This window comes from Streptomyces sp. NPDC021080 (assembly GCF_044333225.1).
Classification (GTDB): domain Bacteria; phylum Actinomycetota; class Actinomycetes; order Streptomycetales; family Streptomycetaceae; genus Streptomyces.
In genome coordinates this window covers 526,535-541,824 of sequence record NZ_JBIRQM010000002.1, presented here as the reverse complement: position 1 = coordinate 541,824, position 15,290 = coordinate 526,535, and the positions used below count along the sequence as shown (strand labels likewise).

Below are 15,290 nucleotides of genomic sequence, written 5' to 3'. Positions count from 1 at the left end.
CGAATTCACGCTACAGCCCCAGCTTCCTGAGTTCGTCGTCAATAATGCGCTGCGCCTCCGGCGGGACGCCCGGAAAAGCGAGCAGCGGCACGTTCCCGGGATAGCCGATCGCCTCGAAGCCGATGTCGGAGGTGAAGTAGCCGGCGAGCAGCAGGGACCGGAACCTCGTGAAGAAGCTCCGGTCCGTCGCGGTGGCCGACGCGATCTGGTCGACGATCGTGCGCTGCCGGGAGCCGTCCAGTTCGACGAACCCCGTCCCGAACTGGCGCCGCGCCTCCGCGTCGACCATGGCGAGGCCGGTCGTGATGACGGTCCTGTGGCCCTGCTGCGTCGTGTAGGGAGCACTCACCCAGTCGTCGAAGAAGTCGGCGATCCCCATCGCACTCGGCGCCGGGTACTCGGCGGTGCCCGGCAGAACGATGTCGGCGAGGGCCCCGACGAGTGCGCGCTCGCGCTCCGAGAGGGTGCGCGACCATGGCGTGTGCGGCGTCACGAGGTTGGGATCGGTGCCGTAGCCCTGCGGTGCGGTGCCGGCCTCGGCGGCACTGTGCTGGTCCATCTCTTCCTTTCGCTTCCGTTGTACCGTCATCCGGTCGCGCTCGCTCGGCTGTTAGGTGCCTGGCGTGGTCAGATGCCACCGCTCCTCAGCAGTTCGAGGATGCGGGCCGAACTCCGCGCGGCCAGGGCCAGGATGGTGAGCGTGGGGTTCTTGTCCGGGCTCGACGCGAATGAGGCGCCGTCGACGACGAACAGGTTCCTCACGTCCCAGCACTGGTTGTAGGCGTCGAGCACGGAGTTCTGCGGCGAGGTCCCCATCCGCGCGCCGCCGACCTCGTGGACCGCCCCGCCGCCCTGCGGCATCGCGACGGGACTGGTGTCCGGCGCGCCGCCGAGCAGGCTGAAGACCTTGTTGAAGGTGTCGCGCATGTGCGTGACCTGCTGGACTTCCGGGTTTCCCCATTTCCAGTGGAACCGCAGGACCGGAACACCCCACTTGTCCTTGACCGTCGGATCGAGCTCGCAGAAGGAATCCTCGTTCGGGATCATCTCGCCCTCGCCGATGAGAGTGACGGCGGTGCCGTACCTCCGCCGGACCTCCGCCCGCAAGGCGTCGCCGTAGATCGCGCTGCTGTTGTCGATCAGGCTTCCGATGCCGGTGGTCGGCATCCTGCGCCCCCCACGCGGCTCGATGTGGTACCCGCGCGGGAACCCGAGCTGCCCGGCAGCCTGCTCGGGCAGCAGCCACCACGGCACGTAGATGTGCGGGGTGAAGATGCCGTCGTCGTTCAGCACGGGGAGTTTTTCGAGCATCGGAATTCGCGACGAGCGCGAGAACTCAACCGAGTCCATCAGGTACTTGCCGACCAGCCCGTGGCCGTTTCCGATCCCGTTGGGGAACGCGGCGCTTCGCGAATTGAGCAGGATGCGCACTGACGAGCAGGTTCCCGCCGCCAGCACCACCACCCGCCCCGTGACCGAGAACTCGGAGCCGGTCACCCGGTCGTTGTAGGTGACCCCGGCGGCCCGCCCGGTCGCGTCGACGTCGACCCGGGACACCATGGCGTTGCACACGACGGTGAGATTGCCGGTGGCGTGGGCCGGAGGAATGAGGACGGTCGTGCTCTGGAAGTTGGAACGGCTGGAGCAGCCGCGGGTGCACTGGGTCGAGTACAAGCACGCCGCGCGGCCGTTCAACGGGCGGGTGAGTACGGCCGCCCGGATCGCCGCCGTCTTCATGCCCAGGTGCTCGAACGCCCGGCTGAGGACCATCTCGAAGGCGCGCGGGGGCGGCGGTGGGAGCTGGACGCCGGGCGGGGAGTCGGGGGCGTTCTCGATCCCGTGGGGAAGGCCGGTGACACCGATGAGGCGTTCGGCCTTGTCGTACCACGGCGCCAGGTCGGCGTACTCGATCGGCCAGTCGAAGCCCAGTCCGTCACGGGTCTTCGGCTTGAAGTCGTACGGTCCGAAGCGCAGCGCCACCCGACCCCAGTGGTTGGTGCGACCGCCCAGCATCCGCGGCCGCCACCAGCTGAACTGATTCGACCTATCCGGATTCGGGGGGTCCGCCTGGCTGTAGGGCTCACCGGCGATCTGTGAGCCGCCATCGACGGTGGCGTCGTAGAAACCCTGCGGCTTGTCCGACGTCGAGGCCGCCCGCAGAGGCGCGTCCTGCGGCGTGTTGAACATCGGCGTCTCGGTCCCTGGATCGTAGTCCCGGCCCGCTTCCAGTATCAGGACGCGAGCACCCGCCGCACAGAGCTCGTGCGCCGCCATTCCACCGGCAGCCCCGGAGCCGACGATAATGACGTCGAACGCCTGAATATCGGACAAGAGATCACCTTTCACCGGATATCACTGCACAGCGCATGGATATCACTTTCAGTGAGCCCATTCCAACTTCAGGCGACATCGGGTGTGTCAATTTAACGGCTTATCTTGGTTGTTGATGGTCAGCTGTTGCTCGGGGTCAGGCGTCCCTCGAAGGCGATCTGGAACGCGTTGAGGGGTGCTTTCCAGTACCGCCTGCGGCCCTTCCCGGTCGGGTCCAGGCTCATCAGCGCCATGTAGATGCACTTGAGGGCGGCGGCCTCGTTGGGGAAGTGGCCTCTGGCCTTGACCGCCCGACGGATGCGGGCGTTGACCGACTCGATCGCGTTGGTCGTGCAGACGATGCGGCGGATCTCGGTGTCGAAGCGCAGGAAAGGGGTGAACTCCTCCCAGGCGTTCTCCCAGAGTTTCACGATCGCCGGATACTTCCGGCCCCAGGCATCGGCGAATTCGGCGAACCTGTCCAGGGCGGCCTCTTCGGTGGGAGCGGTGTAGACGGGCTTGAGAGCCTTGGCGACCTTGTCCCAGTCCTGACGGGCGGCGTAACGGAACGAGTTCCGCAGCAGATGCACCATGCAGACTCCCCCTGTCAACCTTCCGGGTTGTGGATCACGAGACGTGCGTTGTTTCGGATGGGACTGAGGGCATGTCGAAGAGCCGAGGGTCGGTGGTGTGATCGGCGTTCGCGATGGCGCCGTCACGCGCCCGCACCTGGGGCCGGCGCGGGCAGACTCCTGTCGTGAGAGTGCGGGGACGGTCCCGGCGGCGGATCTCGGTCGCCGCACTGTGCTGCTACCGGCCCGGCGAACGGTCCCGGCTGATCTACCGGCCCGCTTCCATTTACTCGTCAAAGGAGCACGCAAGAGTTTTGCCTGGCAGGACTACCGCGACCTCCTGGTCCGAGCTCACCTGCAGCTCGGCGCCCCGATCGTGGCCGTCTGGGACAACTTGAACACCCATCGTGCCGCCGGGATACGGAAGTACGCAGCCGACCACGACTGGCTCACCATCATCCAACTTCCCTCCTACAGCCCGGACTTGAACCCCGTGGAAGGCATCTGGTCCCTGCTGCAACGCGGATGGATGGCCAACACCGCCTTCACCGACCCCGACCACCTCACCCGGACCCTCCGCCGAGGACTCACCCACATCCAGCGCCATCCCGAACTCATTGACGGCTGCCTCACCGAGACCGGACTGACCCTCACCCCAGACCACCCGAAGCCAATCCGAAAAGGTCAGTAACCGGCGTATCGAGGACCTGTTGCGCGAGTACGAGTGAGACAAACCGGAGAGGAGCGCCCGAGCTAAGGGCGCTTCTCTCCTCAATGGCCCCTGAAAGTGGAAGGATCTCAACACCGCAGAGGTGGGAGGAAGTCTGTGTCGAAACAGGTCATACGTCCGAGTGATGTGAACCCCTCGGCTGAGATGGCTGAGTTCCAGTTCTGGAAGTGCCGTCAATGCGGAAGCGAGCCCTTGGGGCTGTTCGTCGACGAGCGGGGCCGGTACCACTACCGGCACGACGACCCTGATGGCCTGGATCCGCACACCGATGTCGTAGCTCTTGGGTACGTGGACGGGGTACTGACCCGGTTCTGAGGTACGGACGCGCAGCGGCCCTGGATTGCTAAAGCATCCAGGGCCGCGCCCGTTTGCCGGCTCGGTGACGTAGGCGGATTCACGGTCTTGTGGCCTCATGTCTCTAGCTGCTGCCATGTCGGCAACGTCAGTTCGAGAGCGCAGGGGGCCTTGTGGAACTGCACGTAACTCGCTGGAAGCGCTATGGGCATGATCGTCTGTACGTCAACCTGTCTGATGGCACCGCAGTTGGCTGGGCGGACGCCAAGACCGGGGACATCGTGGTCTTACGGACCGACTATCGCGACGACGTCATTGCCGTGTTGACCCAGCACTTACAGAGCTTCACCGAGCCAGTTCCACCCGACAGGGCGCCTGAGACCAAGGCGCGTCCGGTGTTGCCGCCGCTGACGCCGGCCGACGACCTGGCTGTCAACCCTCCCGGGAGGTCCCTGCGTGAACTGCTCGACAAGTCGGGCCCGGGTCTCGTGGAGCGAGCTGTCACACGCCTTCTACGGCGACCGACGGAGTGGGACTCCTGGCAAAAGGGATTGGCGGGGGAGCGGCGCGTGGGAGCTGAGCTGAACCGCTTGTCGCGCCATGGCTGGCACGTCCTGCACTCCATACCCCTGGCCGACAAAGTGGATGTCGATCACTTGCTGATCGGGCCCGGTGGCGTGTTCAGCATCAATACAAAGCACCACGACAAAAGGGCGAGCAATGCTCGGAACCTGTGGATCGGTGCTGGGAGGAACGCGGAGGGCGTACCTTCCCGATGATCCTTTGATGGTCTCCGAGTAGGCCCGCGTTGCAGCGCGGGTCGGGAAGGTACGCCCGTGCTCAGCGTAGTTACCGGTGACGGTTCCACCCAGTTCGGCTCCTTGATTGACGAGATCGTCCGCGAGGGCGCCCGCCGAATGCTGGCCGCCGCACTGGAAGCGGAAGTGAACCAGTACATAGCCGAGTTGGCAGCCGAGACCGACGAGCACGGACGGCGTCTGGTCGTCCGCAATGGCCACCACCGGCCCCGGACCGTGGTTACGGCGGCTGGCCCGGTCGAGGTGAAGGCCCCGCGCGTGAACGACCGTCGCGTCGACGACGCCACCGGCGAGCGCAAGCGGTTCTCTTCGAAGATCCTGGCTCCGTGGTGCCGTAAGTCGCCGAAGATCTCGGAGGTCCTGCCACTGCTCTACCTGCACGGATTGTCGTCCGGCGACTTCGTGCCCGCGCTGGAGCAGTTCCTCGGCGGCGCGGCCGGCCTGTCGCCGGCGACCGTGACCCGGCTGACGAAGCAGTGGAGCGACGACCACGCCGCCTTCCAGGACCGGGACCTGTCCGACCGCGACTTCGTCTACGTGTGGGCGGACGGCGTCCACCCCAAGGTCCGGCTCGGGCAGGCGCACTCGTGCGTCCTGGTCCTGCTCGGTGTCCGCCTGGACGGTACCAAGGAGCTCATCGCGATCGCCGAGGGGCTCCGGGAATCGACCGAGTCGTGGGCCGACCTGCTGCGGGACTGCCGCCGCCGCGGCATGCGCGACCCCGAGCTCGTCATCGGCGACGGCGCCATGGGCTTGTGGCGGGCGCTGGCCGAGGTGTTCCCCGCCGCCCGTCACCAGCGCTGCTGGGTTCATAAGGCCCGGAACGTAACGAACTTTCTTCCGAAGGCCGCACAACCGGGCGCACTCAAGGCACTGCAGGAGATCTACAACGCCGAGGACCGCGCCCACGCGGAGAGAGCGATCGAGGCGTTCGCTCGCACCTACGGCACGAAGTGGCCCAAGGCCGTCGCGAAGATCACCGATGACCAGGACGAGCTGCTGGCGTTCTACGACTTCCCCGCTGAGCACTGGGTCCACCTGCGGACCACCAACCCGATCGAGTCCACGTTCTCCACGGTCAAGCTGCGGACGAAGGTCACCCGCGGCGCCGGCAGCCCGGCCGCAGCCCTGGCGATGGTGTTCAAGCTCGTCGAGTCCGCTCAGGCACGCTGGCGTGCGATCACTGGTGCCCACCTGGTCCCGCTCGTCCGTGCCGGCGCTCGGTTCGAGAACGGCGTCCTGGTCGAGCGAGAGGAGACCGAAGCGGCATGAATTCAAGTGGCGCTCCTGCCGCTACCTTCGAGATCATCCGCCCATGTCGCATGACGAATCAGAATGGAACGATGCTGCCCCGGCCAACGCCCCGGCTGGCGAGACCAGCGGTGTTGCACTGCCTGACCAGGGGCCGGGCGGGCTGATCATCTTCCTGAACGGAACTTCGAGCTCCGGCAAGTCGAGCATCGCCCGAGAGCTTCTCCAGATCCTGGACGAATCGTTCTTTCACATGCCGGTGGATGCCTTCCACGCGATGCGGTCCGATCGGGACATCCCTGACGAACACCTGCAGGCCGAGATCGACCGAACCGCCATGGGCTTCCACCGCGCCGTCGCCGGGATGTCCGCGGCCGGCAACCACGTCGTGGTGGACCACATGCTGACCCAGCGTTGGCGCCTCCTCGACTGCCTCCGCCTGTTCCCTGCCGAGAGCGTCGTCCTGGTGGGCGTTCACTGCCCGTTGCCGGAGCTGGAGCGACGGGAACGGATCCGCGGCGACCGGACGCCGGGTCTTGCCGCGCGGCAGTTCGAGCAGGTCCACGCACACGGTATTTACGACCTCGAATGCGACACGAGTAAGAGCACCCCGGGGGAGATCGCCCAGCAGATCAAGAACACCCTGGCTCAGCTGCCGACTCCGACAGCATTCACACGACTGAAGCTCGCCCTGCACGACAGCGATCCGAACTGAGCTCCACCCACAAGTCTTGACAATTGCTCCAAAAGGGCTGTGTGGGTCGGAGATGACTCCGTGAAGGTCGATCACGGAAAGCCGGCGCCCTACGCGCGCAAGAGCCGGGCGGAGGCCAAGCGAATAGGCCGAGTGCTTGAGCACTATTGCGGCTTTTCTGTACCGGTGGAGCCGGTGCTCGTCTTCGTCGGCGTGACTGATCTCAAGGTGGTCGCCACGCAGCTCAGCGTGCGCGTGTACCGGGAGCGTGAGGTGGCGGCACTGGCGCCGCTCTCAGGAGTGCTGACGGCCGAGCAGATCGAGCAGGTGTACGGCGTCGCACGCCATCGCCGGACTTGGAGAGGCGTCGTCGACGGCGACACGAGGAATCTGAACATCTAGGGCCTGTTTCATAAGTGGATCAAGGTCTGTCATGATCCACTCGTGGGCCGTGGAGATCTGACGAGCGAGCAATGGGCCAGGCTGGAGCCGCTGTTGCCGGTGGGTAAGAAGCCGGGGCGGCCTCTGGTCTGGTCCAAGCGGCAGCTGATCAACGGCATACGCTGGCGGACACGGACCGGTGCGCCCTGGCGCGACGTTCCCGCACGTTACGGCGAGTGGGAGACTGTCTACGGCCTCTTCCGGCGCTGGCAGCGGGACGGCACCTGGAGTCGGATCCTCACCCAGTTGCAGGCCGAGGCCGACGCGGAAGGCCTGATCACCTGGGATGTGAGCGTGGACTCCACGGTTGCGCGGGCCCATCAGCATGCGGCCGGCGCCCGCAAAAGGGGGATCTGCAGCGGGACAAACCCGGCGGAGTCGCAGTCGAGCCAGCCGACCACGGGCTCGGACGCTCACGCGGTGGACTGACCACGAAGGTGCACCTGGCGGTCGAGCACGGCCAGAAACCGCTGTCCTTCCTGGTCACCGCAGGCCAGCGGCATGACAGTCCCGAGTTCCAGCCGGTCCTGGCGCGCATCCGGGTGCCCCGCGTAGGTGTCGGCAGGCCGCGCTGCCGACCGGACCGCGTTCGGGCCGATAAGGCCTACGGCTCCCGAGCCAACCGCGAATACCTGTGCAGACGCGGCATCCGCTGCACGATTCCGGAGAAGTCCGACCAGATCCGCAACCGCAAGAAGCTGGGCGCGCGCGGCGGCCGTCCGCCGAAGTTCGACAAGGTCGATTACTGCGAGCGCCACGCGGTCGAGTGCGGGATCAATCGCCTCAAGCGCCACCGGGCCGTGGCCACGAGGTACGACAAGCTTGCCGTCCGCTACGAGGCCACTGTCACGGTCGCCGTCATCAACGAGTGGCTCTGACCTTGCCTGCCACGCTCGGTGAGCGAGTAACGCGGTATCGCTGCAGGTCGCCAGGCATTTAGCCTGTGGCGCATGCATCAGCCCCGAAGGCGCGACCGGCACCTGTCTCGCCGTCTGCCGTCGGAGCCGGCCCAGCGCCAGGCGTTCCGATTCACGGCCGTGGGCGCTGATGTTGTCCTGGTTGGCTTCTTCTCTGCGAAGCAGAAGGACTTCGAGACACTCATGGCGTCGGCGGCCACAGAGCTCGCAGCGCGCGGCGCTCGGGTCGTCGTGCAGATCGTTCAGCGACGAGGTGTCTCGGACGGCGGGGTCCAGAAGATGGGGCTGCCCTACTCCTCGCGGACTCTGCTGAGCTACGGAAAGATCCGCGAGGTAGCTCAGGCCTGCGCTCAGGCCAACGCCGACGCAGTGATCTTCGTTGCCTCCTTGACTGAGCGCCAGCAGCGCGTGCTGACAGGCATGCTTGGCCGCCCGGCTGTGAGTCTTTCCGACATCCTCGCTGCCGACTGAGGGCTCACTCGAAGCAGGCTTTTGAAACAGGCCCTAGTTGCGCCACGCTTTGGGCTGGTGCTCTCGGGATGACGCCGATCGATGTGGCCCCTGCTGGTGGGTAGCTGCGGTCTCGTCAGCCCCACTGAGTGACGATGGCTTCCTCGACGCTGAAGACCGCATCGCACTCGGCGCACTGCGCGTCACCGAAGACGTGGGTCAGTTTCCGGGCGATGTCCGGCTGGCCGTCTGCAAATGCGCGGGAGTGGAGTCTTTGGGCCAGTCCCTCCAAGGCTTCGGGGGCCCGAGGCCGTAGCGGCACCTGCCTCGCCGAGGTGGAGGGCTCCATGTACATGCTGTCCGTGGTCGAAAAGAAGCCGTACTCGCCGAAAGCTATGAAGTTCTCCGTGCCGCATGCGGGGCAGGGTACCTCGTACTCCTCGTCGTTCAGCGCGTCGAACTGCTCGCCCCAGACCTCGACGCCCTGGAAGCTGAGCAGCGCGGCCAGAAGGTAGACGTAATTCGTGGGGTCGTCGGCGAGCCCGGGATCCTGGAGGGCTTCGTCGGTCAGTTGCGCCAACTCGGAAATCTGGGAGGCGTAGGTGACGTGGGGATCATCGTCGCCGTATGGCTGATCTGTGCTGGCCACAATGGAGCCGGCCAGGCAGAGGGTCATCCTTCGGTCCACCGCTGACCACTGACGCGCCATTGCGGTCAGAGCGGGCAAGGCCGCGTAGCTCGCCGAGTAGACCGTGCCCTGATGGCACAGTCGGGACCAGAGTTTGGTCCAGCCCGGGTCCTCGGCGTCAGGGCCCACTGCGGCAAGCAGTCCGGGGACGTCTTCTGCCGTGCCGTAGGCGTGGTGGAGCCGGGACCAGTCCGTCATGCTGATGATCTAAGCAGTCGGGCGCCGCACGATGCCGCGGCGGCCGCGAGGGCGTGTGAGCCGGCCGTCTCTGAAATCCGGCAGTGACCTGCGGCGATAGGCCAAGATCCCGTCCACGCCTCGTCCACAGACCCCGACATAGAGCCGCTTCGGACTGCATCTGGCTGCATACGCGAAGACCCCGGCCTCAGCGTTTCCGCTGGTGACGGGGTCTTTGGGAACCTTATGCAAGGTGCCCCCGGCAGGATTCGAACCTGCGCACACGGCTCCGGAGCCCAGGTGAGACGGATGGGCCTTGGCTCCTCTGACCTGCGGCGTAGGCCCCGATCAGGCGAGCGCTGAGCAAGGTCATTACGCCCCTATTACGCGGGCGGTCTGTCGGGCTGTCGGTGCGGGCCGTATGGTCGAAGCATGATCTCGGGCAGCGGCGAGGGAACGGTCGGCGGCGGCACGGAGTTCACGGCGGAAGGCCTGGAGCCAGTCCTCCAGGAGGCATGCGCGACGGCCGGACTCGACTACCGCGGCGCCGAGTTGCTGCGGCTCGGATCGAACGCGGTCTACCGCCTGGCGTCGTTACCCGTCATCGTTCGCATCGCACGTGATCCGGCGGTTGAAGCGGAGATGGCACGGGCCGTGGGTGTAGCCCGGTGGCTTGAGGAGCAGGACTTCCCGGCCACGCGTGTGCCGGCGTCCATCGCTCAGCCGCTTGTCGTCGGCGGCCTGGTGGTCACCTTCTGGGAGAGCGTCCAAGAGACCGAGGAGTACGCGACGGTCGCTGAGCTGGCCGACCTGATACGCCGCTTGCACTGGCTCGAAGAGCCCGAGTTCCTAGGCCTGCCGTACTTCGATCCGCTGGCCAAACTGACATCGTCGCTCGATGGGCTCGACGGCATTCCGGGGGAGGACCGCACGTTCCTGGAGGAGCGAGCGGCGAGGCTCGCCAAGGACTACGACCGGCTGGACTTCGTTCTCCCCTTCGGCATGATCCACGGTGATGCCAGTATCGGGAACATCCTCCGCCACCGGGACGGGCACGCTGTGCTCATCGACCTGGACGGCTTCGCCCTCGCTCCCCGCGAGTGGGACCTGATCCAAACGGCGATCTTCTACGACAGGTACGGCTGGCACACCAAGGCGGAGTACGCCGAGTTCGTGCACCGGTACGGCTTCGACCTGATGAACTGGCCGGGCTACGAGACGCTCGCTGATCTACGAGAGCTGATGATGGTCAGCTGGCTTGGCCACCAGGTCGCGACGAGTGACTCGTCTGCTGCTGAATTCGCTCGGCGAATGCGATCTCTCCGCACAGGGGAGGGGCGGGACGAGTGGGACCCGATTTGAACGCGCGTCGACCCTTGCGAGCACGGGGGTTCTGGAATCTGTCGCATCCGCCTCGAAGGTGGCGGTCGTGCAGTTCGGCATGGACTTCGGTTTTGCCGAGCAGACCAGCGAGTGGAAGCTGTCCTAATCAGACAATGATGATCGGCCCGGCCATACCGCTCCCAAGTGGCCTGACTGGGCAGCATCATGCACGGCAGCAGTCAACTCCCCGGGAGACACCATGCGCCGTCGCACCGCCACCGCCCTGCTGCTCACCGTAGGCATCGCACTTTCTGGCTGCTCCAGCGAACACCACGCCCCTGATCCGGCCGCGTGCCGGAAGGCGATCAAGGCGCAATACGAGCCGGGCACTCTGAAGTTGAAGGGGAAGCCGGAGCGGCCCCAGGAGTGCGACGGGCTGAGTACGGACCAGGTATCGAGCATTGCCCAGAGCGTGATCGAGGAGATCACCAAGTAGTTGATGACGCTCAGAGGGCGCCACTCCAGGTTCGGGCAGGATCTCTGCCGTGCGGTGATGGGGGCCAGAAGCTGGCCTCAATCCAGTCCGGCCAGCCCGACCCGGTCCAGTACGCGAAGCTGGCTGGGGTGCCAGTGCCCACGCTCGGGCTGAGGCGGAAGCAGCGGAGCCATGCGCTCCTACGGAACCTTTGAATCAAGATCACCGGGCACTTCGCAGACCCTGCCTGCGAAGATCGCCGACCATCAAGTGGCATGCTCATCTCATTTTGAAACCATCGGCTCGATACCGAGGTGATCGCCTGAAGCTATCCACAGCCTGTGATCTCTGATCTGCTCAGTAAATGCCTGGACTTCGGCGGTGTCGTCGACCGCTGCGAGATTCTGTCGGAACTCGGCCAGGTAACTGACGCACCGTGCCGACTTGAGCTGTTCACCCAGGTCAAGTGCATCGACTGCCACGCGGCAAGCCTCCTCAAGGTCCCCGGCACGTAGGTGGGCGTCGGCCAGAACCATGGTCGCGAAGAAGTCGCTCCGCACATGGTTGCCGCTCATCGCGTTCTCGGCATGGGCGACGGCCTGACGGGCGCTGTTGACGTCACGGAAGCAGTGGGCGGCCTCTGCGGCGAGCTCGGCTTCGTCGAAGTAGCTGATCCATTCGGGTTCGTCGTCGGTGTTTCGGCTCTCCAGCGCTTTCGTGGCCGCGCTCAAAGCGGCCTCGCAGGCTCGTACATCCCCTGTCCGGGCAAGAGCGCGGGCCTCCATGGCGTGGAACTGAGCGCGAAGTGTGGGCGTGGCCACCGGGGAGATGCCCATGAGCGCAGCGCGGGCGAGTGTCGCGGCCTGTGTGTAGCGACTGAGGAAAGTCGCCTGGTGGCTCATGGCCGACAGGATGCTTCCGGCGAGCCGGCGGTCGTTGGCGTCCTGGGCCAAGCGGAGAGCTTGGAGGAAGTACCGCTGTGCCAGACCGTGACGGCAGGCGTCGTACGACATCCAACCGGCGAGGAGCGTTGCTTCCGCCGCGGTGGAGAGCAGCGCACGGCCGACCTGCTCGGTGTACTGACCGCGCAGGAGCGGGGCGACTTCGGCGCTGAGGTACTGGATCGCCGCGTGTCGTGCGTGGTCGCCGCCGAACCGGTCGTCCAGTTCGGCGAACATGTCCGCAGTGGTCTTGATGGCGGCCACGTCTCCGAGACCGACGCGGATTCCGGCCCGGCGCTGCCGGGGGACGGCCGGCTCGGGTGCCACGAGCCACCGGAGGGACGCTTCGTTCCATGCGGGCTCGGACGGCTCGGCCTGTAAGAGGGGCTCGTACCGGTTGAGGTCGGCACGCCACAGCTGGCCGACTGCTTCGATCGCGTCGTCGGGGCTTGCTGGATAGCTGACGTCCATGAGTGATGTATCCCGGCCGCTCTCGTGGTTCAGCCCGAGTTCGGCCGCGCTGAGGCCGTACGCCTCGCAGAGGAGCGGCCCGTAGAAGTCGTCCGGAACGCTGTGACCGTTCTCCCAACTGGCAATACGCCGCTTGACACTGGCGTCTGCCGGGAGCTGATGACCGCGGTGGGCCGCTGCCTGACGCAGTTCGCGCACCAACCGCGGCTGACTCCACCCGCGATCCGAACGGGCCTGCCGTAAGCGAACGCTGGTCGATTCCATCGAAGACGTGACCGTCCTCTCCCGGTGAGTGAACTGGTGCGACCACTGGGGCGCACGACTCTGAGGCCGTAGGACCGAATGTACGCGCGGTTCGTGGCCGGATCCCCCAAGTAGCAATAGATCGGCGGTGATTGAGCCAGGACGGGGGATGACGCGTCCACGCGTAACGCGTCATCCCCCATCACCCCTCGTCATCTGCCCCGACCAGGGTGGCGAACGTGAGTCTGGAGGCAGAGCGGCATTGCGGCCGCGAATGAGACTGACCGAGGTGAGATGACGTGCAGAGGATGACCACCAGGGGCGTCGAATGGCTCTCTGCGGCGGCCGACGATCCGGCCGGCTGCCGGGCGACCTGGGCGGACGACCCACGCGCACCGTACGCGCTGGCTGCCGGCCGCTTCTTCGACGTGGTGACGGTCGAGCAGCGGGTCGGCATGGAAGCCTTCGACCAACTTCTCCACCGGGGACTGCCGTTTGGCCCTGCGGTGCTCGATCACAAGGCCCGGCGAGTGGGCTTCTTCCTCAGCTCACGGAGTCAGGAGACCTTCGTTCACTACCTCGCCCAGGAAGACGGTGCTGCACCCGCGTACCGCTATCTGGGGCACGGCTCGGTAGTCGTTGTTCCGGGTCCCATGCCCATGAGCGGTGACCGCTACCAGTGGCTCCGGGCCCCGACTCGACGCCCCACCGCCAACCCCCTGCGTCCGGTGGCTCTGGCCACCATGCTGGTTGCCTCCGCCGAACTGCTCGCCCGTGTGGACCGGTATGGCGAGCGCTACCCGTCTGCGGCTGCCCTCGCCCTCCCTGTCTTCGAGGGGACTCCGACCGATGCGGGATGACCCCACTCATCGGCATGATGCTGCCACTTGGTCGCCTCTTGACACTGACGACTGGTACGCCGCACGCAATGCCACGACTGCCCTCCGGGACGCCCTGCTCCGTGCTGGCCTGGAGAAGGACTTCCCGTACCTGCGAGCCGACTTGAACGCATTCGGGCATGGCTTGGTCGACCTGGGCCGAGTCTCGCCGGCCACCGCCGAACGCCTGGCGGAACTGCTGCGACTGGCGCTTTCCGCGGGGCTACAGAGATTAAGAGAGGGTGGCGACGGAGCTACCGAACATCGCGGAGAAGAGGACTGACCTGATGACCGACCGACGCGGAGTCGTCGCCAAGCGCGCAGAGAACCTGATGCCTGGTGTGCCGTACGTCAGGGGCTGGGCACAGGCTAGACGTGGCGCTGACGAGCTGGCTGCGCAACTGACCGCCCTGGGACTGGAGCCGGACTTCCCCGGCCTCACGGCAGACGTGAACGTCTCGGGCGACGGCCTGGTACGCCTTGGCGTCGTACGGCCTGATGCGGCCTTGATCCTGGCGGAACTGATCGTCGCGGGCCTCGCGGCAGATACGCCTACGCATGTCGAGACGCTGGCACAAGAGGCAGGGAGCGCCCGTCGCAACTCGACGGCTGCCTGACTGCTGCGTTCCGAGAAGCCCCGGCAGGTCGTGGTCCGAGCATGCTCCTGCGATTCGCCGGACTGGCCCCGTGCGTCGCTGTTCCCCAGCGGGACGATGCGCGGGGCTTCTCGCTGCCCGAAGTCCCGCCGATTGTGGTCTGCCGTTCGGCCGGGACCGGCGCCCCAGCGCCGCAGCCCGGACGAAGCGGCAGACAACCACGCCTGAGTTCGCACGGGCAGCTCTACTGGCGCACCAGCCTGACGTTCTGGATCGTGGCGCGCAGTTCGCTGTCCGTATGCGCCGACGAGTTGGGCCTATGGTCGAAGGAGAGTACCCACGTGGACGTGGCGCCATCATCGGCACCTAGCAGCATCGTGAGCTCGTACTTCCCATCGCCAGCCAGGACGGTTTGTTTGTCTTCGGGGCTAAAGTCATAACCTACTTCGACTTCGAGCTGTCTGTCGCTGTAGCCGGGGGTTTGGATTCGGTATCGGAGAATGTCAAGGCGTAGCCACATGCCTGGGAGCACCGACTGTGGCTCCGGTCCGATGCTCGACCAAATCATTGGACCGCTGGGAACGACGGAGCGGATGGGGTCGCTGTTCGCTCGCCGCACTCTAACGAGTCTGACTTGGGTACCTCGTGCGGTGCGCCGACGCTGCTTGGCTATGACCTTTGCCCTGACCCATAGTTCCACGACGCTGGGACTTGTACCGTCGCTCCGTATGACAACAATGTCCTCTTCATCGGAGTCTTCCGAGATCTGCATCATTAGGGCTGGGCGGCGGCGCCACACCAAGTAGACCTGGACGAACAACGCCAGAATCACCGCAGAAACAGTTCCCACAGCTTCGGCAATCTGAGCAGCATCCCCCACTGGTGCCCTGCACCCCCATGCTTGCAGCTTCGATCGGCCGGTAGCGTGACTACCCGGATCGACGGGCAGCGAACCTCTGCCGACTACTCACCCACAAGCCGTGAGTCTCTAACTGGCACGCCATCAGCTTGGGAAGCTGCG

16 protein-coding genes and 2 pseudogenes are annotated in these 15,290 nt (G+C 65.9%); 13 read left to right on the top strand and 5 right to left on the bottom strand.

Annotation, left to right across the window (positions count from 1 at the left end; genetic code table 11):
• Window positions 1-10: 10 nt before the first annotated feature.
• From ACH4S8_RS06430 to ACH4S8_RS06420, 3 genes and pseudogenes are all read right to left on the bottom strand, one after another.
• Window positions 11-559: a gluconate 2-dehydrogenase subunit 3 family protein gene (locus ACH4S8_RS06430; protein WP_398391458.1), complete on the bottom strand. Its 549-nt coding sequence runs from the start codon at window positions 557-559 to the stop codon at window positions 11-13.
• 68 nt (window positions 560-627) lie between these two features.
• Window positions 628-2,331: a GMC oxidoreductase gene (locus ACH4S8_RS06425; RefSeq protein ID WP_398391456.1), complete on the bottom strand. Its 1,704-nt coding sequence runs from the start codon at window positions 2,329-2,331 to the stop codon at window positions 628-630.
• A 119-nt stretch (window positions 2,332-2,450) separates the two neighbouring features.
• A pseudogene (locus tag ACH4S8_RS06420) lies at window positions 2,451-2,906 on the bottom strand (transposase); the annotation flags it as partial.
• 110 nt (window positions 2,907-3,016) lie between these two features.
• On the opposite strand from ACH4S8_RS06420, the pseudogene ACH4S8_RS06415 reads away from it, so the two are divergent.
• The 8 genes and pseudogenes from ACH4S8_RS06415 (at window position 3,017) to ACH4S8_RS06380 (ending at window position 8,498) form a co-directional block, all read left to right on the top strand.
• Window positions 3,017-3,573: pseudogene (locus tag ACH4S8_RS06415) on the top strand (transposase).
• Window positions 3,574-3,756: 183 nt separating this feature from the next.
• Window positions 3,757-3,927 (top strand): hypothetical protein, encoded by a 171-nt coding sequence (locus ACH4S8_RS06410; protein ID WP_398391455.1) that lies wholly within the window; start codon window positions 3,757-3,759, stop codon window positions 3,925-3,927.
• Window positions 3,928-4,079: 152 nt separating this feature from the next.
• Window positions 4,080-4,685, top strand: coding sequence for a nuclease-related domain-containing protein (locus ACH4S8_RS06405; RefSeq protein WP_398391453.1), 606 nt, complete (start codon window positions 4,080-4,082; stop codon window positions 4,683-4,685).
• Window positions 4,686-4,742: 57 nt separating this feature from the next.
• On the top strand, window positions 4,743-5,996 hold the full coding sequence (locus ACH4S8_RS06400) for an IS256 family transposase (RefSeq protein ID WP_398391451.1): 1,254 nt from the start codon (window positions 4,743-4,745) through the stop codon (window positions 5,994-5,996).
• 43 nt (window positions 5,997-6,039) lie between these two features.
• On the top strand, window positions 6,040-6,690 hold the full coding sequence (locus ACH4S8_RS06395; protein WP_398391449.1) for a chloramphenicol phosphotransferase CPT family protein: 651 nt from the start codon (window positions 6,040-6,042) through the stop codon (window positions 6,688-6,690).
• A gap of 60 nt (window positions 6,691-6,750) precedes the next feature.
• Window positions 6,751-7,071 (top strand): hypothetical protein, encoded by a 321-nt coding sequence (locus tag ACH4S8_RS06390; protein WP_398391448.1) that lies wholly within the window; start codon window positions 6,751-6,753, stop codon window positions 7,069-7,071.
• Window positions 7,072-7,113: 42 nt separating this feature from the next.
• Window positions 7,114-7,988 (top strand): IS5 family transposase gene (locus ACH4S8_RS06385; protein WP_398391446.1). Its coding sequence is split into 2 segments (ribosomal slippage): window positions 7,114-7,489 and window positions 7,489-7,988, totalling 876 coding nucleotides; the frame shifts between segments, so codons are not numbered across the junction.
• A 72-nt stretch (window positions 7,989-8,060) separates the two neighbouring features.
• The gene (locus ACH4S8_RS06380) at window positions 8,061-8,498 is read left to right on the top strand and encodes a hypothetical protein (protein ID WP_398391444.1); all 438 of its coding nucleotides are present in this window, start codon (window positions 8,061-8,063) and stop codon (window positions 8,496-8,498) included.
• Between the two features lie 115 nt (window positions 8,499-8,613).
• Here ACH4S8_RS06380 and ACH4S8_RS06375 read toward each other — a convergent pair whose 3' ends face one another.
• Entirely contained in the window at window positions 8,614-9,363 is a 750-nt protein-coding gene (locus tag ACH4S8_RS06375) for a hypothetical protein (protein WP_398391442.1), read from the bottom strand.
• A 411-nt stretch (window positions 9,364-9,774) separates the two neighbouring features.
• Here ACH4S8_RS06375 and ACH4S8_RS06370 point away from each other — a divergent pair, with 411 nt between their 5' ends.
• Both ACH4S8_RS06370 and ACH4S8_RS06365 read left to right on the top strand, forming a co-directional pair.
• Window positions 9,775-10,704, top strand: a complete 930-nt coding sequence (locus tag ACH4S8_RS06370; RefSeq protein WP_398391440.1) for a phosphotransferase family protein — start codon at window positions 9,775-9,777, stop codon at window positions 10,702-10,704.
• Window positions 10,705-10,924: 220 nt separating this feature from the next.
• Entirely contained in the window at window positions 10,925-11,161 is a 237-nt protein-coding gene (locus tag ACH4S8_RS06365; protein ID WP_398391438.1) for a hypothetical protein, read from the top strand.
• Window positions 11,162-11,424: 263 nt separating this feature from the next.
• On the opposite strand, the gene ACH4S8_RS06360 is transcribed toward ACH4S8_RS06365, so the two are convergent.
• On the bottom strand, window positions 11,425-12,816 hold the full coding sequence (locus ACH4S8_RS06360) for a hypothetical protein (RefSeq protein ID WP_398391436.1): 1,392 nt from the start codon (window positions 12,814-12,816) through the stop codon (window positions 11,425-11,427).
• A gap of 287 nt (window positions 12,817-13,103) precedes the next feature.
• Between ACH4S8_RS06360 and ACH4S8_RS06355 the strand changes: the two genes are divergently transcribed.
• The 3 genes from ACH4S8_RS06355 to ACH4S8_RS06345 are packed head-to-tail and all read left to right on the top strand — an operon-like array spanning window position 13,104 to window position 14,290.
• Complete coding sequence (locus ACH4S8_RS06355) at window positions 13,104-13,655, top strand: bifunctional DNA primase/polymerase (protein WP_398391745.1); 552 nt, start codon at window positions 13,104-13,106, stop codon at window positions 13,653-13,655.
• Window positions 13,645-13,956 (top strand): hypothetical protein, encoded by a 312-nt coding sequence (locus ACH4S8_RS06350; RefSeq protein ID WP_398391434.1) that lies wholly within the window; start codon window positions 13,645-13,647, stop codon window positions 13,954-13,956. The genes ACH4S8_RS06355 and ACH4S8_RS06350 overlap by 11 nt, the downstream gene beginning before the upstream one ends.
• 4 nt (window positions 13,957-13,960) lie before the next feature.
• Window positions 13,961-14,290 carry a hypothetical protein gene (locus tag ACH4S8_RS06345; protein WP_398391432.1) on the top strand — a complete coding sequence of 110 codons (330 nt, stop codon included), beginning with the start codon at window positions 13,961-13,963 and terminating at the stop codon, window positions 14,288-14,290.
• Window positions 14,291-15,290 lie beyond the last annotated feature (1,000 nt).

Excerpts from the sequence above, each read along its gene's own strand:
- ACH4S8_RS06430 (WP_398391458.1), bottom strand. The coding sequence starts at position 559 with ATGGACCAGCACAGTGCCGCCGAGGCCGGCACCGCACCGCAGGGCTAC.
- ACH4S8_RS06410 (WP_398391455.1), top strand. The coding sequence starts at position 3,757 with ATGGCTGAGTTCCAGTTCTGGAAGTGCCGTCAATGCGGAAGCGAGCCC.
- ACH4S8_RS06395 (WP_398391449.1), top strand. The coding sequence starts at position 6,040 with ATGTCGCATGACGAATCAGAATGGAACGATGCTGCCCCGGCCAACGCC.
- ACH4S8_RS06380 (WP_398391444.1), top strand. The coding sequence starts at position 8,061 with ATGCATCAGCCCCGAAGGCGCGACCGGCACCTGTCTCGCCGTCTGCCG.
- ACH4S8_RS06375 (WP_398391442.1), bottom strand. The coding sequence starts at position 9,363 with ATGACGGACTGGTCCCGGCTCCACCACGCCTACGGCACGGCAGAAGAC.
- ACH4S8_RS06370 (WP_398391440.1), top strand. The coding sequence starts at position 9,775 with ATGATCTCGGGCAGCGGCGAGGGAACGGTCGGCGGCGGCACGGAGTTC.
- ACH4S8_RS06365 (WP_398391438.1), top strand. The coding sequence starts at position 10,925 with ATGCGCCGTCGCACCGCCACCGCCCTGCTGCTCACCGTAGGCATCGCA.
- ACH4S8_RS06360 (WP_398391436.1), bottom strand. The coding sequence starts at position 12,816 with ATGGAATCGACCAGCGTTCGCTTACGGCAGGCCCGTTCGGATCGCGGG.
- ACH4S8_RS06355 (WP_398391745.1), top strand. The coding sequence starts at position 13,104 with ATGACCACCAGGGGCGTCGAATGGCTCTCTGCGGCGGCCGACGATCCG.
- ACH4S8_RS06350 (WP_398391434.1), top strand. The coding sequence starts at position 13,645 with ATGCGGGATGACCCCACTCATCGGCATGATGCTGCCACTTGGTCGCCT.
- ACH4S8_RS06345 (WP_398391432.1), top strand. The coding sequence starts at position 13,961 with ATGACCGACCGACGCGGAGTCGTCGCCAAGCGCGCAGAGAACCTGATG.